This window comes from Lysinibacillus sp. BS3 (genome assembly GCF_039614735.1).
Taxonomy (GTDB): domain Bacteria; phylum Bacillota; class Bacilli; order Bacillales_A; family Planococcaceae; genus Lysinibacillus; species Lysinibacillus capsici.
The window spans coordinates 3,434,893-3,456,538 of sequence record NZ_CP154860.1 but is presented as its reverse complement, the minus strand read 5'-3'; the positions used below and the strand labels follow the sequence as shown (position 1 = coordinate 3,456,538).

21 protein-coding genes are annotated in these 21,646 nt (G+C 37.8%); 7 read left to right on the top strand and 14 right to left on the bottom strand.

What is annotated here, in order from left to right; translation table 11 throughout:
* Positions 1-8 precede the first annotated feature (8 nt).
* The 6 genes from AAJG31_RS17005 to mutY all read right to left on the bottom strand — a co-directional run bounded on the left by AAJG31_RS17005 (position 9) and on the right by mutY (position 6,375).
* The gene (locus AAJG31_RS17005) at positions 9-989 is read right to left on the bottom strand and encodes a dipeptide ABC transporter ATP-binding protein (protein WP_259951033.1); all 981 of its coding nucleotides are present in this window, start codon (positions 987-989) and stop codon (positions 9-11) included.
* Entirely contained in the window at positions 964-1,977 is a 1,014-nt protein-coding gene (locus AAJG31_RS17000; RefSeq protein WP_103118833.1) for an ABC transporter ATP-binding protein, read from the bottom strand. Before AAJG31_RS17000 ends, AAJG31_RS17005 begins: the two co-directional genes overlap by 26 nt.
* A gap of 296 nt (positions 1,978-2,273) precedes the next feature.
* The gene (locus tag AAJG31_RS16995) at positions 2,274-4,019 is read right to left on the bottom strand and encodes an ABC transporter ATP-binding protein (protein ID WP_305193654.1); all 1,746 of its coding nucleotides are present in this window, start codon (positions 4,017-4,019) and stop codon (positions 2,274-2,276) included.
* A 179-nt stretch (positions 4,020-4,198) separates the two neighbouring features.
* Positions 4,199-4,750 (bottom strand): DUF402 domain-containing protein, encoded by a 552-nt coding sequence (locus tag AAJG31_RS16990; protein WP_004230486.1) that lies wholly within the window; start codon positions 4,748-4,750, stop codon positions 4,199-4,201.
* Between the two features lie 318 nt (positions 4,751-5,068).
* Positions 5,069-5,248, bottom strand: a complete 180-nt coding sequence (locus tag AAJG31_RS16985) for a gamma-type small acid-soluble spore protein (protein ID WP_004230485.1) — start codon at positions 5,246-5,248, stop codon at positions 5,069-5,071.
* A gap of 77 nt (positions 5,249-5,325) precedes the next feature.
* Positions 5,326-6,375, bottom strand: a complete 1,050-nt coding sequence (mutY, locus tag AAJG31_RS16980; protein ID WP_048394777.1) for an A/G-specific adenine glycosylase — start codon at positions 6,373-6,375, stop codon at positions 5,326-5,328.
* A 197-nt stretch (positions 6,376-6,572) separates the two neighbouring features.
* Here mutY and AAJG31_RS16975 point away from each other — a divergent pair, with 197 nt between their 5' ends.
* Positions 6,573-7,559 carry a metal-dependent hydrolase gene (locus tag AAJG31_RS16975; protein WP_054549020.1) on the top strand — a complete coding sequence of 329 codons (987 nt, stop codon included), beginning with the start codon at positions 6,573-6,575 and terminating at the stop codon, positions 7,557-7,559.
* Positions 7,560-7,595: 36 nt separating this feature from the next.
* On the opposite strand, the gene AAJG31_RS16970 is transcribed toward AAJG31_RS16975, so the two are convergent.
* The 3 genes from AAJG31_RS16970 to recX are packed head-to-tail and all read right to left on the bottom strand — an operon-like array spanning position 7,596 to position 8,995.
* Positions 7,596-7,865, bottom strand: coding sequence for a YfhJ family protein (locus tag AAJG31_RS16970; RefSeq protein ID WP_048394780.1), 270 nt, complete (start codon positions 7,863-7,865; stop codon positions 7,596-7,598).
* Entirely contained in the window at positions 7,866-8,195 is a 330-nt protein-coding gene (locus AAJG31_RS16965) for a YfhH family protein (RefSeq protein WP_036076977.1), read from the bottom strand.
* Positions 8,192-8,995 carry a recombination regulator RecX gene (recX, locus tag AAJG31_RS16960; RefSeq protein WP_036219262.1) on the bottom strand — a complete coding sequence of 268 codons (804 nt, stop codon included), beginning with the start codon at positions 8,993-8,995 and terminating at the stop codon, positions 8,192-8,194. The genes AAJG31_RS16965 and recX overlap by 4 nt, the downstream gene beginning before the upstream one ends.
* Positions 8,996-9,157: 162 nt before the next feature.
* On the opposite strand from recX, the gene AAJG31_RS16955 reads away from it, so the two are divergent.
* The 3 genes from AAJG31_RS16955 to rlmD all read left to right on the top strand — a co-directional run bounded on the left by AAJG31_RS16955 (position 9,158) and on the right by rlmD (position 12,375).
* Positions 9,158-10,066: a TIGR01777 family oxidoreductase gene (locus AAJG31_RS16955; protein WP_103118836.1), complete on the top strand. Its 909-nt coding sequence runs from the start codon at positions 9,158-9,160 to the stop codon at positions 10,064-10,066.
* Positions 10,067-10,133: 67 nt separating this feature from the next.
* Positions 10,134-10,958: a polysaccharide deacetylase family protein gene (locus AAJG31_RS16950; protein WP_009371550.1), complete on the top strand. Its 825-nt coding sequence runs from the start codon at positions 10,134-10,136 to the stop codon at positions 10,956-10,958.
* A gap of 37 nt (positions 10,959-10,995) precedes the next feature.
* Positions 10,996-12,375, top strand: a complete 1,380-nt coding sequence (gene rlmD, locus AAJG31_RS16945) for a 23S rRNA (uracil(1939)-C(5))-methyltransferase RlmD (RefSeq protein ID WP_279496211.1) — start codon at positions 10,996-10,998, stop codon at positions 12,373-12,375.
* Positions 12,376-12,700: 325 nt separating this feature from the next.
* Here the strand turns inward: rlmD and AAJG31_RS16940 are convergent, their stop codons facing one another.
* On the bottom strand, positions 12,701-13,336 hold the full coding sequence (locus tag AAJG31_RS16940; protein WP_048394785.1) for a hypothetical protein: 636 nt from the start codon (positions 13,334-13,336) through the stop codon (positions 12,701-12,703).
* 238 nt (positions 13,337-13,574) lie between these two features.
* Positions 13,575-14,759, bottom strand: a complete 1,185-nt coding sequence (locus AAJG31_RS16935; RefSeq protein WP_279496212.1) for an MFS transporter — start codon at positions 14,757-14,759, stop codon at positions 13,575-13,577.
* A gap of 371 nt (positions 14,760-15,130) precedes the next feature.
* Here AAJG31_RS16935 and AAJG31_RS16930 point away from each other — a divergent pair, with 371 nt between their 5' ends.
* On the top strand, positions 15,131-15,316 hold the full coding sequence (locus AAJG31_RS16930; RefSeq protein WP_016995373.1) for an SE1561 family protein: 186 nt from the start codon (positions 15,131-15,133) through the stop codon (positions 15,314-15,316).
* Between the two features lie 40 nt (positions 15,317-15,356).
* Here the strand turns inward: AAJG31_RS16930 and AAJG31_RS16925 are convergent, their stop codons facing one another.
* The gene (locus tag AAJG31_RS16925; protein WP_054549016.1) at positions 15,357-16,157 is read right to left on the bottom strand and encodes a YwqG family protein; all 801 of its coding nucleotides are present in this window, start codon (positions 16,155-16,157) and stop codon (positions 15,357-15,359) included.
* Positions 16,158-16,345: 188 nt separating this feature from the next.
* Here AAJG31_RS16925 and AAJG31_RS16920 point away from each other — a divergent pair, with 188 nt between their 5' ends.
* Together AAJG31_RS16920 and AAJG31_RS16915 are read left to right on the top strand one after the other, a co-directional pair.
* Positions 16,346-17,884, top strand: coding sequence for a fumarate hydratase (locus AAJG31_RS16920; RefSeq protein ID WP_048394791.1), 1,539 nt, complete (start codon positions 16,346-16,348; stop codon positions 17,882-17,884).
* A 272-nt stretch (positions 17,885-18,156) separates the two neighbouring features.
* Entirely contained in the window at positions 18,157-20,061 is a 1,905-nt protein-coding gene (locus AAJG31_RS16915) for a heavy metal translocating P-type ATPase (protein WP_259951029.1), read from the top strand.
* 174 nt (positions 20,062-20,235) lie between these two features.
* Here AAJG31_RS16915 and AAJG31_RS16910 read toward each other — a convergent pair whose 3' ends face one another.
* Both AAJG31_RS16910 and AAJG31_RS16905 read right to left on the bottom strand, forming a co-directional pair.
* Positions 20,236-21,153: a YihY/virulence factor BrkB family protein gene (locus AAJG31_RS16910; protein WP_259951028.1), complete on the bottom strand. Its 918-nt coding sequence runs from the start codon at positions 21,151-21,153 to the stop codon at positions 20,236-20,238.
* A gap of 22 nt (positions 21,154-21,175) precedes the next feature.
* Positions 21,176-21,502: a YtxH domain-containing protein gene (locus tag AAJG31_RS16905; protein ID WP_115674536.1), complete on the bottom strand. Its 327-nt coding sequence runs from the start codon at positions 21,500-21,502 to the stop codon at positions 21,176-21,178.
* Between the last annotated feature and the right edge of the window lie 144 nt (positions 21,503-21,646).

Genomic DNA, 21,646 nt, shown 5'->3' with positions numbered 1-21,646 from the left:
TATATCATTTAATGTTGGAGTGCCTCGTAAAGATGGCAAGCAACATAATGACCTGGTTTCACTTCTTGCATTTTAGGTACTACCTGTGAGCACTGATCCATTTTAAACGGACATCTCGTATGGAAAGTACAACCGCTTGGCGGGTTTGAGGCACTTGGAATATCTCCAGAAATGATGATCTGTTCCCGTTCAAACGTAGGATCTGGAACAGGAACCGAAGATAAAAGTGCTTGTGTATATGGATGAAGCGGTTCAGCATATAAATCCTCACTCGCTGTCAGCTCAACTAATTTACCTAAATACATAACGCCAACTCGATTACTAATATGACGCACAACCCCTAAATCATGGGAAATAAAAATATAAGTTAGCCTTAAATCCTTTTGCAGCTTTTGCAATAAATTCAAAACCTGTGCCTGGATGGATACATCAAGTGCAGATACGGGCTCGTCCGCAATAATTAAGCGTGGATTGGTCATCAGGGCTCTAGCAATGCCAATACGTTGCCTTTGCCCTCCACTAAATTGATGCGGATAGCGTTTGATATGATATTCATTCAATCCAACAATCTCAAGTAGCTCCAACACTTTTTGTTTTCGCTCTTTGGCATTACCTATCCCATGAACAATAAGAGGCTCCTCTAAAATTTTGCCGATGTTATGGCGAGGATTTAGTGAGGCATAGGGATCCTGAAAAATCATTTGAATATCTCTACGTGCCTTCCTCATTTCATTGTTGGATAATTCTGAAATCATTTTGCCTGCGAATTCTATCCTGCCTCCAGTTGGCTCTAGTAAACGCATTAATAATCGACCCGTTGTGGATTTACCACAGCCTGATTCGCCAACAATTCCTAATGTTTCTCCTTCAAATACTTCAAAGGAAACATCATCTACAGCCTTTACATCCCCGGCATGTGAATTAAGGACTCCTTTTCGAATCGGAAAATATTTTTTTAACCCCTCAACCTTTAATAACGCTTTCGACACGTTGCTCCACCTCCTGTTTTTCTAGTAAAAAACATCTCGATTTATGATTCTCTGCTGCTTCAAATAAAGGTGGTGTTTCCTGTAAACAACGTTCCATTGCATATTGACATCGTGCTGCAAAACGACAGCCTACTTGAATACTTCCTGGTTTCGGTACACTTCCAGGAATGGAGTATAAATTTTCCTTTTTATAACGCATGTCAGGTACTGATTGAATGAGTCCTTGTGTATAGGGATGTTTAGGATTAGTGAAAATTTCATGAATCGGCGCCTCTTCCACTATTTGTCCTGCATACATAACAATCACTCGCTCACAGGTTTCCGCGACAACCCCCAGATCATGTGTAATTAACAACACAGCTGTATTCAATCGTTTATTTAAGTCTTTCATAAGCTGTAAAATTTGGGCTTGTATTGTAACATCCAATGCAGTTGTAGGCTCATCCGCAATCAATACTTGAGGGTCACAGACAAGTGCCATAGCAATCATCACACGTTGACGCATACCGCCAGACAGCTGATGTGGGTAGTCCTTTAGCAAATCCTCAGCACGTGGTAGACCTACCAATTTCATAATTTCAACCGCTCTTGCAAACGCTTCCTTTTTTGACCATTTTGGATTATGGATTAATATAGCTTCCTTTAACTGGTCACCAATCGTGAACAAGGGGTTTAGCGAAGTCATCGGCTCTTGGAAAATCATTGCAATGTCTTTTCCACGTATTTTTTGCATTTGTTTGTCCGTACATTTAGCAATATTTTTGCCATCTAGCAAAATTTCTCCACCCGTTATCTTACCTGGTGGTGATGGAATTAATCCCATGATGGACAGCGACGTAACACTTTTACCACTTCCCGATTCTCCTACAATCCCTAAAATTTCCCCTTCATGGACAGAAAAATCGATATCGTCTACAGCAGGAATTTGCCCATTATCTGTGAAAAAGGTTGTTTTCAAACCTTTTATTTCTAGTAGTTTTTTCCTCATGTGTAACGCCCCACCCTACCTATATTTTACTTAAATGTATAATAATATTAATAGAATACTATAACTTTCGTTAAATTCCTTATTTTCAGATAATTCTAACTAAAAACCCTTACTCTTTCAATCATTAATATTCTGCAAATTACATAGAATTTCTACAATAATCGCCTTCCATAATAATAAAATCTTATAAAGAGATAATTTTTTACTTTTTTCAAAAAAAAATAGCCTTCCATTTTCGAATAAATGAAAGACTTTTTTTGAAAAAATTTCTTAAACCGTTTAATTTTCGGAAAATTTTAATCTAAGTGCTGTACTTGGAATAAATTATAATATGTCCCTTGACTGTCCATTAACTGTTCATGTGTTCCACTTTCAATTAATTGACCATGATCGATGACGAATATCTTGTCAGCATGGGTAATTGTAGAAAGACGGTGCGCAATAATAATAGTTGTTCGTTCATGGGCAAGCTTGTCTAATGATTCTTGAATCAGTGCTTCACTTTCTAGATCTAATGCAGAAGTAGCCTCGTCCAGGATTAAAATTGGTGGATTTTTTAAAAACACACGCGCAATGGCAACTCGTTGTTTTTGTCCGCCAGAGAGCTTTACTCCTCTTTCCCCAACCTTTGTGTCATAACCATTAGGCAGACTCATAATAAAGTCATGGGCATTTGCCGCTTTGGCTGCTTCGATGACCTGTGCATCTGTTGCATCTGGTTTCCCCATTAATATATTCTCTTTGACAGAGTCACTAAAAAGTATATTGTCTTGCAAGACAATACCAATTTGAGATCGTAAGGAATGTAAAGTAACATCCCGTACATCTTTTCCATCAATGGTCACTTTCCCGCTTGTTGTATCATAAAAGCGAGGAATTAAACTGATAATCGTTGACTTACCACCACCACTCATCCCTACAAAGGCAACAGTCTCCCCAGGATTTATCGTTAAATCGATAGCATCTATAATAGGTGAGCCAGTTTCTTCATATTGGAAGGATACATTGTGAAAGCGAACCTGCCCATTTGCATGTGGTAGTTCACCAGCATAGTCCTTATCATTGACTTCATAAGGCTCATCTATTAAATCGAACATTCGATCCATTGAAGCGATTGACTGTGTTAAAGTTGTGGACGAGCTAACAAGTCGACGAAGTGGGCCATATAAACGTTCAATATAAGCAATAAAAGCAACCATTGTTCCAACTGAAAGTGACCCATTTATTACTTGATAGCCCGCATAGGCTATAACTAGTAATGGCGCTACATCTGTAATGGTATTCACGACAGCAAATGATTTTGCGTTCCACTTTGTTTGATCAAGCGCTTTTTCTAAAAACTCACCGTTTGCTGAATCGAACAATTTTTGCTCATGCTTTTCTAAAGTAAAGCTTTTAATAATGCTCATACCAGCTACACGTTCATGTAAATAGCTTTGTACACCTGCAAGTGCTTGAGAACGTTTCCGTGTCAAATCTCTCAATTTGCCAAAAAAGTATTTCACACTGAAAGCATAAAATGGAAATGCGACCAACGCTACTAGTGTTAGCTTCACATCCATGGTTAGCATAATGGCAATCGCAATTACAATCGTCGCCAAATCTAACCAAACATTCATTAACCCCGTCATGACAAAGGTTTTTGTTTGTTCAACGTCATTAATTACCCTTGAAATAACATCCCCTGCCCGTGTATTGGCATAATACCTTAAGCTTAAACGCTGTAAATGTGCATAAATTTCCTTACGAATATCAAATAGTACCTTGTTGCTTACGTGTTGTGCAAAATATTGTCGATAATACTCAATAGGTGGACGGATAATAAAGAACACAATAATAGTTCCACCTAGCCAATAAAATAGTTCTTTTGTTTTTTCTACATCTGTTAAGTCATCTGCTGCAATAATATCGTCTAGCACAATCTTAATGAGCAGTGGAATAAATAGTGGAATAGCAAATTTTACTATACCAATGATAATCGTTAAAATAATTTCCCATGTATATGGTTTAACAAAGCGCATATATCGCTTAATGCTTCCCAATTTATCATCACATCCTTACAAAAAGAAACAGACATTCGAAGATGAATGCCCTAAGTATTATAGCAATATTTTGATTAAAATACAGTTATGATGACTTTATAGCGAACTATTTTACCTTTACCTTAACAACACTCTGTCCCCTCCAATAAAAAAACACCTATTAGTTAAACTAATAGGTGTCATGATTGATCATCTGACTGCATATCAAGCTGGAACTTGTAACGATTTGTCCAGACATCGATGAAATCGGGTGCAAATGGTCCTCTTTTTTGTTGAATCCAGCTTATTAATTTATCGACATTGCGCTTTAAAATCTTATCTATGACATCAGGATAAGACATTTCCTTACGATGGAGCTCATATTCATCCTCGTCTAAAAGGGTATAAGACATGTCAGGAAAAACTTTAATATCTAAATCATAGTCGATATATTTAATGGCATTATTATCGAAAACAAATGGTGAGCTTAGATTGCAATAATAATACACACCGTCTTCACGTAGCATACAGATGATGTTAAACCAGTGTTCCGCATGGAAGTAGCAAATAGAGGGCTCTCTCGTTAGCCATGTACGACCATCGGATTCTGTCACAAGTGTCCGTTCATTCGCACCGATTACGATATTTTTCGTTCCTTTTAAAACCATCGTTTCTTGCCAAACACGGTGGATACGGCCATTGTGCTTATAACTATGTATTTGTATCGTTTCTCCTTCTACCGGTAATGCCATTTTGTTAGCCCACCTTTTCGTCTATGCTACCTAAATCTAGCAGTCTCTAGTATATTATAGCAATGTGTACGCGAAAGGTGTAGTTAGAAAACCACAAATTTCACTACGCTATTTTGAATTTGTATAAAATTTAGTCAATTATAAGCGAATTTTATTATAATGTCAGCTTTGATGGGATTTTTTAGTTAATGCCATAGAGAATTTCCTTTTAAGCTGACGATTTACTTACCTAAACAATTTGAAAGGGGCTGTCTTTTTCATCTTTTCGGATTTAAGACAGCCCCTTAGAGGTAAATGCAATTATGCAGTTACAAAGTGTTACTCACCTAAATCTTGGTTAGTTTTTGAGAAACGGCCAGAAGCTGGAGCTTTCTTTTGCTCTGCTTTCGCATTTTGCTTTTGCACTTCGTTTACGTCCGTTTCATAACCAAACTCTTCACTTTGACGTTGCATGTTTTTATTCGGTTGGAAATTTTGGTTGTTTTGTTTTTTCATCATTCATTCACCTCCACGCTAGTTATTGTGTACGGAGGTGATGACTTTTATGCTCATGTATCAATGATTTTAAGAAGGTTTTATTTTCCTGCCGTTTGCTTTTTTACTTCATCCCAAATTTTTAGCATAGGCACAGGCATCGGTAAAAGTTCTATTTGCTCACGATTTAGCCAATCACCTAGCTCAGTCGATTCGCATTTTATATAATAGCTATTTAAATGCCAAGTTAAATGTGAAAAAACATGTTTAAATGTAAGTAATTCATGTTTGGCTTGGACAATTACTTTATATTCCATTGTAAAGTTTTCTACCGAAGATTGGCTTGTATCAATCATTGGAAATTGCCATAGATTAGCTAGCAGGCCTTGCTCAGGACGTTGTTGCATTAAAAATTGTCCTTTGTCATTTTCATATACGAGAACATCATATGTGAGATGCTTCATTTTTATCTTTTTTGATTTGACAGGTAATTTTTCTGGTTCTCCCTCATTAAAAGCTGTGCAATACTCTCTGACTGGGCATAATAAACATTTTGGAGAGGTAGGTGTACAAATAAGTGCACCTAGCTCCATTAAGCCCTGGTTAAACGATGAAGCATGATCAGGATCAATTAGTTCCTCAACCGCACTTTCGAAAATTTTCTTCGTTTTGGGAATAGCTATATCTTCATGTATATCAAGCACTCTACTTAGAACCCGCATAACATTACCGTCAACTGCATGTTCAGGCTTATTATAGGCAATACTTAAAATAGCACCTGCAGTATAGGGACCAACACCTTTTAATTTAGATATTTCATGGCGATTGTCAGGTACTATACCACCGTAATTTTCTATAACCTCACGAGCACCTGCTTGTAAATTGCGAGCACGAGAATAATAGCCAAGACCTTCCCAATGCTTTAATAAGTATTCTTGGGGTGCTTCTGCAAGCAAATCTAATGTTGGAAAACTTTCCATAAAGCGATTGTAATAAGGAATAACTGTGTCGACACGTGTCTGTTGTAGCATCACTTCAGATACCCAAATTTTATAAGGATCTGTTGTGTGTCTCCACGGTAAATCACGCTTCTCTGTGTTAAACCAGTCAACTAATGATTGTCGAAATTCTGTTACATATGGGTAATTCACAGTGACCTCCGTTGTTTTTACGATTTAATTTATGATGAAAAGGGTATACAATGAAGAAAAGAATATTCGTGGAAGATCGACAATAATCGTCGCTTTCGCACGAGTGTCAGAATATTTCAATATACCTTTTATTATGTTCGAAATAAAGTTGTATGCACATTGTACTCGATTTTAATGCATACTAGGAGTGGATATTTTTGGATTCAGGTACACATTTCGTTATGGGTATTGCCCTTGGCGGTCTTGCATTAGCTGACCCTGTAGTAGCCAATCATTCAATGACTTTTACAGCAGTAATGGCAGGTACAATTATTGGCTCACAAGCTCCAGATGTCGACACTGTGTTAAAACTACGTAATAACGCCATCTATATCAGACATCATCGAGGAATTACACACTCACTACCAGCTGTAGCTATATGGCCTATTTTAATTACAATTGTTTTATCACTGATTTTGCAAGATGTGAATGTGTTACATTTATGGCTTTGGACATTTTTAGCTGTTGCACTTCATGTTTTTGTCGATATTTTTAACGCGTATGGTACACAAGCAATTCGACCTTTCTCTCGAAAATGGGTTGCGTTAGGTGTCATTAATACCTTCGATCCCATCATTTTTACCTTACATTGTGTAGGTATTGTGTTATGGGCATTTGGCACAAATCCAGTATGGACATTCAGTATCATGTACGTGGTTATCGTGATTTACTATATTTTACGATTTGCTGTGCAAAAAGCAGTAAAAAACGCGGTGCATCATACTATTCAAGATGAAGAATATGTCATTGTAGCACCTACTATGCGCTTCTTCCACTGGCGAATCGCAGCAAAGTCCAAAACTCATTATTATGTTGGCCGTGCTTATGGAAGGACTGTTAATATTTACGATAAATTCGAAATTAAGCCTTTGCCTAAAACTGCGCTTGTAGATGCTGCAATGAAAGATCCTAACTTAGCTGCATTTGTGTCTTTCTCTCCTATGTATCGATGGGAGATTTCCGAGCTTGAAAACGGCCTAATAGAAGTAAGGTTAATCGACTTGCGTTACCGTAGTGACAATCGCTATCCTTTCGTTGCCGTAGCACATTTAAATGATGCGAATGACATTATTACGTCTTACACAGGCTGGATCTTTACAGAAGATAAGCTACAGAAAAAACTACAAATTGGTGCGAGTAATTAAGCAGTAAACCCTGACCAATATTGGTCAGGGTTTTTATTATTGTACCATATCATCACTAGCATCTAGTAAATGTATATACTTCGGATTGCGCCCTGCAAAAGCATGTAGTTTATCACCATAGCTAGCAATTAATTGACGAACAAGATTTTCTGTATACTCTGCCCCACGATAATCATACCCTGCTTTCGCGGCAGTTGATTCAAAGTCACTCCATAACAACTCCACCCAAACCTGTGCCCGTCCAACAGACATCTGAGGATTCTTTGCAAGTAACTCTTGTGTTAGTTTCTCAATTTTTTCATCCATTTATTTGCCCACCTTTACTGGTGAAAGGATAGATACTGGTAGTGCCTCTTGGTACTTGTCTCCGCCTAAACGATGACCCCAAGCAAAGCGTCCCTTCAAATAATCTACTTGGAAAAACTCATTATCTGAACCATCAATACGATACATTTCTCCTGGAACGATTGTATCAAGATCCACTAAATAAGCCGCAGCCATTAAAGCTTTGCGTTCATAAACAGCAAACTCATTGATGATCCCTAGCTGTTCTGCCTTTCGAGCTTTCTCTTTTAGAAAAGCAATTTCCTCTCGCAATTCATGTTCAGACATAGCTGCATAATTTTTTTCACTCATTCTTCATTCTCCTTCTCTTCTATAAAACGATCTATTACTTCTATAGGAAAACCCTTTTGATAGAGCGCCTGTTTAACCTTCATTTTTAGCTCATAACCAGTATACTTCGATACGTACTTTTTCCAAACTTTTTCGCCTTGAGCATCAAGTAGCTGCTGCCAGTTGTCATCATCCTGCCCTATCTCAACTTGGCTAAGCACCTCTTCTACAATCGAGAAAGCATACCCTTTTCTTAATAAGTAATCCTGAATTTTGGTCTTAATCTGTGTTGGGGTCTTCTTGCTCTCCGCTCGAACAATTTTCTCTGCCAGTTGCTTCGCCAGTTTTACTTGTTCCTCAAAACTATATGTAGCAAGCACCTCATCCTGCAAGTTTTTCTCAATGCCTTTTTTGATCATGTCTTGTCTAATGGCTCTTGGTCCTTTTTTCATAGTAGCTTTCTTTGTATCAAGCAGAGCCTTTGAATAGTTTTCATCATTAATAAAGCCATAGGATTTTAACTTTTGGATTGCCTCTAACACTACAGCTTCTCCAAATTCTAAGTTGAGCAGTTTTTTCTTAACCTCATGCTCACTTCGCATTTGATATGAAAGGAAGTTTAACCCCTTATTAAATGCCTTACGTATCTCATCTTCATAGGCAATCTCTTGAATTTCGAATTCATCGAGCACCTTTCCCTTTGTTAAACCAAATTGAATGAGAATGGCTTCATCAACCGGAAAAGCATACTCTTCATTTAAATAGATATTATAGCGTTCAGGATTGTTTTTTTGACGTGCAATTTTTGTAATCATACGCATAGCAAACACCTCACTATTATCATTATAGCATTTCTTTATGGTGGATCTGACAATTAGCACGGTTAATTTCCCTCTCTGCAATTAATGCCTAAAGATGTTTACTTTTTGGTTACATGATAAACTTAAAAGTAAGCGTTTTATTCGAGAAAAGAGGTGCTTGTTATGAAAATAGTGATTGCAGGTGGCACTGGCTTTGTTGGAAATGCTCTTATACAGCTATTGCAGCACAACGGACACGACATTTTTGTCTTAACGCGTCATGAGTCAAAGCTAGAAAATGGCGTTCACTATGTTCAATGGCTACATCAGCAGGAGCAAGCTTTGGAAATCTTTGAAGGTGTAGATGCCTTTGTGAATTTAGCAGGTGTTTCATTAAATAATGGTCGTTGGACAAAAAAGCAAAAGAAAGCTATCTATTGGAGCAGAATGAATGCCACATTAGAGATTATACGTATAATGGACATGCTCACGATAAAACCAAAAGTCCTTGTCAATGCTAGTGCAGTTGGTATATACCCAACTTCCACACAAGCCATCTATGATGAAGATTTTACGGATTACGCAACTGATTTTTTAGGCACTACAGTCCACGATTGGGAGCGACATGCGAAACGAGCAGAAGCATTAGGTATTCGTGTGGCTCTTGCACGCTTTGGTGTCATTTTAGGTAGAAATAGTGGCGCACTTCCACCAATGCTATTGCCCTATCAAATGCATATAGGTGGAACGATTGGCTCTGGAGAGCAATGGCTTTCGTGGGTACATATTGAAGATGTAGCACGTGCTATTTATTTCGCTATTACAAATGAAAATATTCATGGACCATTTAATATAACAGCCCCGCATCCTATGAGAATGAAGGAATTTGGTCAAACGATTGCCGAAGTCATGGGCAGACGTCATTGGCTGCCTGTTCCTAGCTTTGCGATGCGTTTAGCTCTCGGCGAACAAAGCACACTTGTTTTAGAAGGACAACAAGTGCTACCAACCCTATTAGAACAACAACATTTTATATTTAAATACCCTTATTTAAAGCAAGCACTTGAAAATTTGTTAAAGGCTCAAAATTAGAAAAAATTAAGTTGGATAATTTTTTTAGTAATTACGCATTCTAATGAAAAAGAAAGGATGCGTTTTTATGTGGAAACAACATATTGTTGGTGCGGTAATTGCTACTTTTATTATTGCCGCAGGAATTAGCTTTAATCCATTTTTTGCTGCTGGTTCTGATGAACACCATTGGGGCTTTAAACGTGCTAAAAACGGTGAGCAGGCAGAGGCAGGAGCACAGCTCGATCAGTTACTTGACAAATATGGTGCGATTTATAAAGGGAAGGCAGATAAAAAAATTGCCTATTTAACATTTGATAATGGCTATGAAAACGGCTTTACTGAAAGTATTTTGGATACATTGAAAAAAGAAAATGTACCTGCTACTTTCTTTTTAACAGGCCATTACTTAGACAGTGCAAGCGACTTAGTGAAACGCATGGTGAAGGATGGTCATACTATCGGGAATCACTCATATGGTCACCCAAATATGGCTCGACTTTCACCAGATGGCATGCGTGCAGAATGGCAAAAGTTCGATGGCAAGTTACGTGAATTGACAGGCATCGATCGTACAACATATGCTCGTCCACCTGAAGGAATTTTTAATGCAAAAGTGCTAGAGGTGGGTAATGCAGAAGGTTATCGTCATATTTTCTGGTCTGTGGCCTTTAAGGATTGGATGAAGGATGAGCGTCGTGGTGCAGATTATGCTTATAATGCACTTATGGAACAACTGCATCCTGGTGCCGTTATTTTAATGCATACCGTAGCACAGGATAATGCCGAAGCATTACCAATGTTTATTGCAGAAGCTAAAAAGCAAGGTTATACGTTCTTATCGCTTGACGATTTAGTATTAGAATATGAAGATTTCCCTGTTGCTTTGCAATCGCCTGCTCCTTCGCTATAATGGGGAGATGACAATATAGAGCAGGGACGTGGAACGTTTGACGCAGCAAACAACAATGACCGTGGGACAAAAATTCCCACTAACAATAAAAAGGCTAGGCATAAATGGTGAAGGTGTAGGTTTTTATAAACGTAATGTGATATTTGTAAAAGGAGCCATTCCTGGTGAAGAGATCACAGCTCAAGTAACAAAAACACAACGTAATTTTGCTGAAGCAGAGATTTTAGCCATTCGTAAAGCTTCAAAACATCGTCAGGAAGCACCTTGCCCAGTGTACAATGAGTGCGGGGGCTGCCAGCTTCAGCATATGACCTATGAAAAACAGCTAATAGAAAAGCGAGACATTGTTATACAAGCATTAGAGCGTTATGCCAAACCTTTACTCGAAACAATTGAAGTGAGAAAAACACTTGGCATGGATGATCCTTGGCATTATCGTAATAAAAGCCAATTCCAAGTACGTAAAGAAGGCAAGCGTGTTTACGCAGGTTTATTTGCTGAAGGAAGTAATAAGCTGTTAAACATTAATGATTGCCTTGTTCAGCACCCAATTACTTCCAAAATCACCGTTGCCACTCGAAAAATTTTGCAAAAGCTAAATATCACTATTTACGATGGTCGTACGCTAGATGGTTTAGTGCGTACGATTGTTGTACGTACAGGTATTCGTACCGGGGAGACACAAGTCGTTCTTGTCACAACAAGGAAAGAAATCCCTCATTTAGCTGAATTGATTACACGTATTAAAAAAATTGATCCGAGTATTGTATCCATTGCACAAAATATTAACCGTGAAAAAACATCATTAATCTTCGGTGATGAAACTGTTGTACTTGATGGCAAAGAAACCATTCATGAAGAGCTTGGCGAATTGGCCTTTGATTTATCTGCCCGCGCCTTCTTCCAACTAAATCCAAAGCAAACAGTTCATCTTTATAATGAAATTAAAAAGGCTGCTGCTTTAACGGGAAAAGAAACGGTGGTTGATGCATACTGTGGCGTTGGCACAATTGGATTATGGTTAGCGGATAAAGCGAAGGAAGTTCGTGGAATGGATGTCATTCCTGAAAGCATTCAGGATGCTCGTAAAAATGCTCGAAATCACGGCTTCAAGCATACGAAATATGCGGTCGGTACAGCGGAAAGTGTCCTAGCGAAATGGCGCAAGGAAGGATTTACTCCTGATGTGATTACGGTAGATCCACCACGTACAGGACTAGCACCTGAATTTATTCGAACAGTCCTTAAACTAAAACCTAAACGTTTTGTTTATACCTCCTGTAACCCATCCACTTTGGCAAAGGACTTACAACAATTATCTAAGCTTTATCTTGTTGAGTATATTCAGCCTGTCGATATGTTCGCACAAACGGCGCAGGTGGAATGCGTTGCAAAACTTGTTTTAAAAAACAAATAGTATGAAAAGGACGTTTCCCTAGGAGACGTCCTTTTTCTAATGCACAGCACAAGCTGCCTGGTGGATGATGGATGGTCCAGAAAAGTCGATACCTTAACCAATAACCCAGGATTTAAATGATTATTAAATGTTAAATTTTCAGCTTTTATTCAAAGAACTTTCAAACGTAAGATTTGTACTTTCACCTTTTACCTTTGAACTTTCAAATCAGTTTAGTTGAAAATTACCATTGGAGTAAGGCATGTTTTACGTTTTAACTCGCACACATGCCTTGAAGCGCGAGCGACTTTTCGTTTTCCATTTTCGCTAGGACATGCAAATCTTTTTAAACTTGTACTTCAATAAAGGTTGTGGCATTCGACTCTGATAAGACAGCGTCCACCTCTGATTCAAATTCTTCAATCCGATTGCTCAATTTCTCAATTTGTTGTTTAACATTTAGGGGATCAATGATTTCAAACTCATTTCTTTTCATAAATGTTTCGGTATGTAATTTGACTTCCTCTGGTGATTGTTTATCTTTATTGCCCAATATGTTAATTAAATAGGTTTCCAGCTTTGCAGGTAATGCATCATTTTCTTTGGCAATCGTATTGATAGCTGAACGATGCTGATGCTGTATAACTTCTAGCAAATTCTTTTCGTATTGAATGGATTGTTTCCGTTCAATTGCCTCCGCTACAGTCATTTCCTCTTTGCCCACCAACACCTTTGTGTTTGCATTGGACTGCACAACTAGTGCTTTTATTTTATTTCGATAGGAAATTAAACCTAGCACTTTATCATAGGATGCTTGCATTTGTTTTTCATATTCAGGAATGTCTACACCATTAATTTTACGATTGCTTTTTCGATTAGCTACGACTGCACTAACCTCATTTGTTGCTGCTTCAATTCGCAGAGTCAGCATTTTTAATTCTGTTAAAGCACGGTGGATAGATAGTTTTTTCATTTCTGTCATGATAAAAACCTCCTTTTTAAGCAAGTGTTCTTTTATTATAAATAGAAAGATGGATAATGTCCAAAAATACCCATTTTCTTTTTTATTGCTTTCATTAGAACATGTCTGTATAATAATTTTCTAGGTGCCAAACCTATGTAACTTGGACGGAACATCCTTGTTACGCAAAAAACGCCATAACAGCACGGATTTGCTGGGCGTTTTTTGTTTTTTGAGCGGGAGATGAGCCCCGCTCTTTTTATTTTGCCATCCTTGGTTGTTGATGCTTGCGGCGTCCAAATATAAATAAAACGATTGCAACGGCTAGCAAAAGCATAGCCACAAGTAAAAGGAAGCTATAATTTTTTACATATTCTAAATAAACTCCACCTAAAAATGGACCTGTTAAGCTACCAATACTTAAAGCAATTCCGCAAAGTAAATTCCCCGTAGGCAGTAGCTCCTTTGGTGTCAAATCAGCCATAAATGTAATCCCTAAAGAAAACATCGAGCCAACCAGCGTACCCGTTAAGAAAAATGCGACAGCCACAGCGAATTGTGAATGCTCTAAAAAGCTTGCAATCGCAAAAATAATTGCGCCACCAAATGACCCAATCATCAAAATATTCCTTCTCCCTACTTTATCTCCTAGTGCACCAAGCGGTACTTGCGTTAAAATACCACCAAATGTAAACACAGATAAAATGATAGGAATCATGCCGACTTCAAAGCCCTTGCGTAGTGCATAGACAGGAAACAAGGCATTTAGTGAAGACTCCAGAAAACCATAAACAAATGGACCTAAAAAGGCAATCCACCCAAATACAATAGCCATTTTATACCGTTGCCATCCTCTGGCATTTAAATCACCTGTTAAACGCTCAGGCTTTTCATTTTGTAAGAGAAATACAAAGGACCATGCAAAGAGGCACATTATTGAAGATACGATAAACGGTAGCGCTTCAGCAATTTCAATGAGCTTCACCATAAGTGGCCCAACAGCAAAACCTATGCTAAATGATAAGCCATAAATGGCCATCCCCTTCCCTAAGCTTTTATGATCTGCAGTACTAGTAATCCATGTTTGTGTGGCATAATGCAAGGCATGATCACCTACGCCAATTAATAAACGAAGGACAAACCAAAAGGTCACACTTTTCCATAGAGGAAATACAAGTAAAGACGCAAAAACTAGTGCTCCACCAATTAAAATAATCGGTTTATAGCCCCACCTGCGTAAGGGCTGCTCGATAAATGGTGAAATCAGTAATGTTCCTATGTATAAGCCTGTTGCATTCAAGCCATTCAATGCAGAGGATACCCCATCACGTTCAAATATTATCGAAATAAGCGGTAATAGCATCCCTTGTGAAAAGCCTGATATGGATACAATTACTACTAAAATGGTAAATCTTTTTTTGCTGTAATCTGAGAAGTACGTCATTTTTCCCTCCACTATCTAGTCATTCTTCCAAAGAACAGCATACCAAAAAGCCTTAGCGCTCACCACATGTGATTTTACGCTAAGGCTTAACTAATACTTATCCTCATTTAATTGTATAAACACGATTTTCGGCTTTTGAATATTACCGATTACTTGTTTAAACTCCCTCCTTTTCGAGTTAGCGTTGCAGATGACTTTTTCCAATCAGCTCCTTTACTTTATCTTAAAACAACTTTAACATACATCCTCAATATTGTAAATATTCTGTTTATTGTTTTTTAAAATTAATCTCTTAGTCCTAGGTGTTTCCCTAAACATTGAAATTTAAGCTCAAATCGGCTACGATGAAAGGGATGAAATGAGGTGTACGAATGTCAAAGCCAATCACTGATAAAGAGCAACAAGTAACCTATTTAAAAGAGCGTCTGGAGATGTTTTTAGAAGTATTAGATGCCCTTGATCCTGAAACAGCTGAGTTAGAAGATATTGATCGCTTAATCCAAATGATGGATGATTTAGAGGACAAAATGGAGCAATTTCATGCTCGTGAACAATAATGAATAAAAAACAAGCGAGCATCGTGTGCTCGCTTGTTTTTTAATGGCAATCCCAATTATAAAGTACCTTGCTAAAATCTTTATTCATTAACTCTTCCTCTGTGATAAAGAAATTGCCAACGCCACAATCGCCCCAAAGAATATTGTCGCCGACACTATCAATCTGTAACAGCAAAATGATTGAATCTTTATAATCACCATATGCTCGAGGATCCTCTTGCGTAAAGAATGGATACCCTCCAATTTTATGACCATCACCAGTCATAGCATCATAGAAGCTGTCTTCTAATGCTTCGTCATCCTCCAAAGCTGTTAAGATGCTAGCATACTTTTCATTGCTTCTAAAATCATCAATCGACATCGGCTCAACGCCTGTAATAAAGGATAATGCCATTTCACGCTCGACAGGAAAATATAATTCCTCATCATCTATTTCTATAAAAGAAAAGTCTTGAATAAGCTGTGCTTCATCTTGCATAACTTGTTCATGAAATATTACACGAAAGCCTTCTTGATTTTGTCCATTATCAAAATCCATTCCTAAAACATCGTCATAACCATCAATATAAAACTGCAATATTCCCTCTTCTGGGAAATTGGGTAAATGCATAGGAACCTCTGCAAAGTTAATTTGAGCTAATAGCTTTAACGGTTGTCCCTTCATGTTTTTTGGATAGTCCATTCCCAATGGGAAATAAGGATCTCCTGCAAACTTACTTTGAAATAAAGTTGTTTTACTTATTTCCGTATTAACCAATACAACAGGCTTCATTGTCCCTTCTATTAATGGTCTATATTGCTCGAATGCTTCGGGTAATTCAAGTAAAGTTTTAGCAGTCATGCAAGTTCCTCCTAATATTGGATTTATTCTATTTTAGAACAAACGTTCTATAAAATCAATACTCTCCTTCTATATTATTAAAATATGTTTTAATTTAGCGGTCTCAGATAAGGACTCTTTTTTTCATTAGTTGAAAAGAGTATAATGTAACGTGGAAATAATCAATTTTTCTATGGGGGGCAATACCAATGAATCTACAAAATTTGGAGAAGAGTCTTTACGATTTAATTACTGAAACATCTACGAATTTACCTAAGGATGTACGTCGTGCTATTAAAAAAGCAAAAGAAGCTGAGAATGCTGGTACTCGTGCAGCAATGAGCTTAGACACAATTGCAAATAATATTATTATGGCAGAAGATAACGTGTCACCAATTTGTCAGGATACAGGGCTACCAACTTTCAAAATTTATACTCCTGTTGGCGTAAACCAATTAGAAATTAAAGCTGCAATCAAAAAAGCAATCAACGATACAACTGCAGATGCTAAATTACGTCCTAATGCGGTGGATTCATTATCTGGTGCAAACAGTGGTAATAATCTTGGTGATGGTTTGCCAGTAATGAAATTTGAGCAATGGGAAAAAGATTACATTACAATAAAGTTAATTCTCAAAGGTGGCGGCTGTGAAAATAAAAACATTCAATACAGTCTACCATGTGAACTAGAAGGTCTTGGTCGTGCAGGGCGTGACTTAGATGGTATTCGTAAATGTATTTTACACTCTGTATACCAAGCACAAGGTCAAGGGTGTTCTGCTGGTTTCATTGGTGTAGGTATTGGTGGAGACCGTTCTTCGGGCTATGATTTAGCAAAAGAGCAATTATTCCGCCATGTTGAAGATACAAATCCAAATGCAGATCTTGCTAAGTTAGAAGAGTATGTTGTTAAAACGGCTAACACATTTGGTATCGGTACAATGGGCTTTGGTGGTGAAGCAACATTATTAGGCTGTAAAATTGGCGTAATGCATCGTATACCTGCCTCTTTCTATGTATCAGTAGCATATAATTGTTGGGCTTACCGACGTATGGCTGTGGACATCGATCCTCAAACTGGCGAAATTTTGAATTGGCACTATCAAGAAGGTGAAAAAATTACCTTCAAAGAGAATGAAGTAGCTGCTACAACAGAAGATACAACTACAGATGTAGTAGAACTTACTGCGCCAATTACTGAAGAACAAATTCGTTCATTAAAAGTTGGAGATGTCGTTTCTATTACTGGTCGTATGTATACTGGCCGTGACGCAATCCACCATCATTTAATGAGCCACGATGCACCAGTTGATTTAAATGGACAAGTTATTTATCACTGCGGACCTGTAATGGCTAAGGATGAAGAAGGCAATTGGACAGTGAAAGCTGCTGGCCCAACTACTTCAATTCGTGAGGAGCCTTATCAAGGCGATATCATGAAAAAATTCGGTATCCGTGCTGTTATTGGTAAAGGTGGAATGGGACCAAAAACATTAAAAGCGCTTAATGAGCATGGTGGCGTTTACTTGAATGCAATTGGTGGAGCAGCACAATACTATGCGGACTGTATTAAAGGCGTTGATGGTGTTGATTTAATGGAATTCGGTATTCCTGAAGCTATGTGGCACTTAAATGTAGAAAAATTTACAGCAGTTGTAACAATGGATTCACATGGTAACTCACTACATGCAGATGTGGATAAATCATCATTAGAAAAACTTGCTCTGCATGCAGAAAGAGTCTTCTAATTAAATAATAGATAGCAGTAGTAACTCATTTTATTGCACAATTTTGTAGGGCACAGAATATTCCTAGTGAATAGACTGTGCCTTTTTCAATCCTTTCGCATATTGTTTAAAAATCTCCATCAAACTTCCTACTTTATTTTTATAAATTCCTTTGTTATAATAATTCTAAACAAAAGAGATGGTAATTGAAATCCATTTTCAATTGAATAGCTCAATACAACGCTAATTTATAAAGGTTTTGATATTGATTTTCATTATCAGGAGGGATAAAGATGGAATACTCTAATCGAGAAAAGATAAACATAATTGAGAAAATAAAAGAACATGCAGAATTAATTGCTGCATTAATGGCTGGAATTTTCATCTTACTAGCATGGCGTTTAGACACAAGTGGACAAACAACAGCTTCTGTTCTACTATATTTAATTGCCTTTTGTGTAGGTGGTTTCGCGAAAGCAAAAGAAGGCATTGAAGAAACCATAGAAGAGCGAAAGCTAAATGTTGAGCTCTTGATGGTATTAGCTGCAATTGGCTCAGCTGCAATTGGCTATTGGACAGAGGGGGCCATCCTAATATTTATTTTTGCAGTAAGTGGTGCACTTGAAACTTATGCGATGAATAAAAGTCATCGCGAAATTTCTGCACTTATGAATTTACAGCCAGAAGAAGCTTGGTTAGTGCGTGGCGGATTTGAGCCTATGAAAGTATCAGTTTCCACATTACAAATCGGGGATCATTTATTGATTAAACCGGGCGAACGAATTCCAGCAGACGGCATTATTTTTAAAGGCCAATCTTCTATTGATGAGTCAGCTATTAGCGGTGAGCCACTGCCAATCTCAAAAAGCGAAGGAGACGAAGTTTTTGCAGGCACAGTCAACTTAAATGGTGCTATTACTATGGAAATGACAAAGGCGAATTCAGAGACCCTTTTCCAAAAAATTATACAGCTCGTTCAAAGTGCCCAAAGTGAAAAATCTCCCTCTCAACAATTCATCGAAAAGTTTGAAGGGACTTATGTAAAATTTGTTTTACTTGGTGTTGCCATTATGATGGTTCTTCCCCACTTCTTACTCGGCTGGGACTGGACAACAACCTTTTACCGAGCAATGGTGTTATTAGTGGTTGCTTCACCTTGTGCACTCGTTGCCTCCATTATGCCTGCAACACTCGCTACTATATCAAATGGTGCAAAAAATGGTGTGCTATTTAAAGGTGGTTTACATTTAGAGCATCTTAGTGTGTTACGTGCATTGGCGGTCGATAAAACAGGTACTTTAACGCAAGGAAAACCAGTTGTTACAGATTTTATTGTCCGTGATGGAGTAGAACGTGAGACGGCTCTAGCAATTCTTGCAGGAATTGAATCTCAATCCAATCATCCCCTTGCCCAAGCGATTACCTCCTACGCTAAGGCTGAAGGAATCGACATACTGCCACAAGCAACAATTGAAGATATTCCTGGCTGGGGTATTAAAGGAACGATTCAAAACAAGGAGTATCAAGTAGGCAAACCAGAGTTTGTTGATGTACAACTTGCTAACAGTTTTGCAAATAGTGCTGTAACTAAACTTGCAGCAGAGGGAAAAACAGTTATTTTCATTCGCGATCAACATGGTATTGTTGCATTAACAGCATTAAAAGATACTGTGCGCTCTGAAGCTAAGAAAGCTGTTACATTATTAAAAGAGCTTGGTATTCAAGTGGTGATGCTTACAGGTGACAACGAAAAAACAGCGAAAGTTATCGCGAAAGAGGCTGGCGTTACTGAATACGTCGCAGAATGTCTGCCAGAAACGAAGGTAACTGAAATGAAACGCCTACTTACACAACATCAATTTGTTGGCATGGTCGGCGACGGTATTAATGATGCACCTGCATTGGCTACCGCAACTACTGGCATTGCTATGGGTGAAGGTACAGATGTGGCGCTTGAAACAGCGGATGTCGTGCTAATGAAAAATGACTTATCAAAAATCGCCTATGCTGTTCGTTTATCACGTAAAATGCAACGTATTGTGAAACAAAATATTTTCTTTTCTATCGGGGTTATTATCTTATTAATCGCCTCTAACTTTTTACAAGTTGTCGACTTGCCATTAGGCGTAATCGGGCATGAAGGTAGTACAATTCTAGTTATTCTAAATGGTTTACGTATGCTCAATAAAAATGTTTAACATCAAGTAAGCCTCAGCATAATTGAGTCCAGCTTGCTTGAAGCTACTCTTCCTGTGACATGCGCTGTGGCTTTCATTGAATAATTGATGCATTTAATCAGGTAAAATCAAGTAAAATAGCCTCGCTACTCTTTATGAGTTTAGCGAGGCTCTTGTTAATAAATGATCATTTCCTTATCGACGAATTTCCTTTTGAAGTGCTCTTTTCTGCATTGTAGCATTTAATACGCCACCAAAGATTAAAATGATTCCCGTAAAATATAACCAGAGCATTAAAATAATGACGCCACCAATACTACCGTATGTAGCAGAATAATTTGCAAAATTATTAATATAAAAAGAGAAACCATATGTGACTGCTAACCAAGCAAGCGTGGCAAATAACGCTCCTGGCCATACGCCCATTATTTTCAAACGAGGACTTGTATTTGGCACAAACCAGTAGATGCCCATTAATACGATGAAAATCAATAATGGCGGGATTGACCATCTTAATCTATGCCAAACTGATTCAAATTGCTCCTCTATTCCGACGATTGAGAATAGGAAATGTCCAATTTGCTGACCAAAGACCGGTAATAAGAGCGCAACGGCAATAACAATAACGAGAGCGATTGTAAAAACAAGTGATAAACCCCTATCTAATAGGCCTGCTCTCCCTTCTGTATCATAGGCTTTATTTAAAGCACGAAGTAATGCATTAATGCCTTTAGATGCAGACCAAATAGTACCTAAAACCCCAATGGACAGTAAACTACTGTTGCGATTTGTTAAAATCTCATTCAGTGTATTTTCAATCAGCTTATACACTTCATCAGGTAAGATATTCACTAAAAATGAATAGACCTGAGTGGTTTCTAAGTTAAGATATGGTAATAGCGTCACCAAGAAAATAAGTAAGGGGAAGAACGATAGTAAAAAGAAATAAGCCAATTGTGCAGCAAGCGCAGATATTTCAACTCGCTTGAGCCGACCTATTAAATCTTGGATAAAGCCTTTGGATGTCATAATATCAATCGCTCCCTCCTCTGGAGAAACAAACGATTTTACAAACCCAAAAGCGTTATGCCATGTTGCTTTATTCTTTTCCATACAATTCCTCCTAAAACGACCTTTACTCCTTATGAGGTAAAGTAAAGGCTGATTTCGTATCTTCAATCATTCCCTGTATCGTGGAAGGTAAATCCTTAAATTCATCCACCTTTTCAGCAATTGTGTTGACATTATCTGACACACTTTCACAAAGCACCTTTGCCGCGAGTACTTTTTCCTCTACCAAAACCTGCAATTCTTCTCGATTTGCTGCATAGTATGAGATGGCTTCCTTCATCTTTTTTGTTGAGGCAATTGTTTTTTCTCGTGTAGCCCGATCTAACATACTTAATGCTGCTCCTACTGCTGCTCCTGCTACAATAGATGCTAATAATTTACTTTGACCCATATTAAAACCCCCTGCTTGTATAGTTGCATATTCCCTATTATTTCATAAATAAACAGTCTTCTGCACTTATTCTACCCAATAACAGTCTATTTTTAAAGCAATGCCCAAATACGGAGTTGACATTTTTTTTATTCAATGAAATGA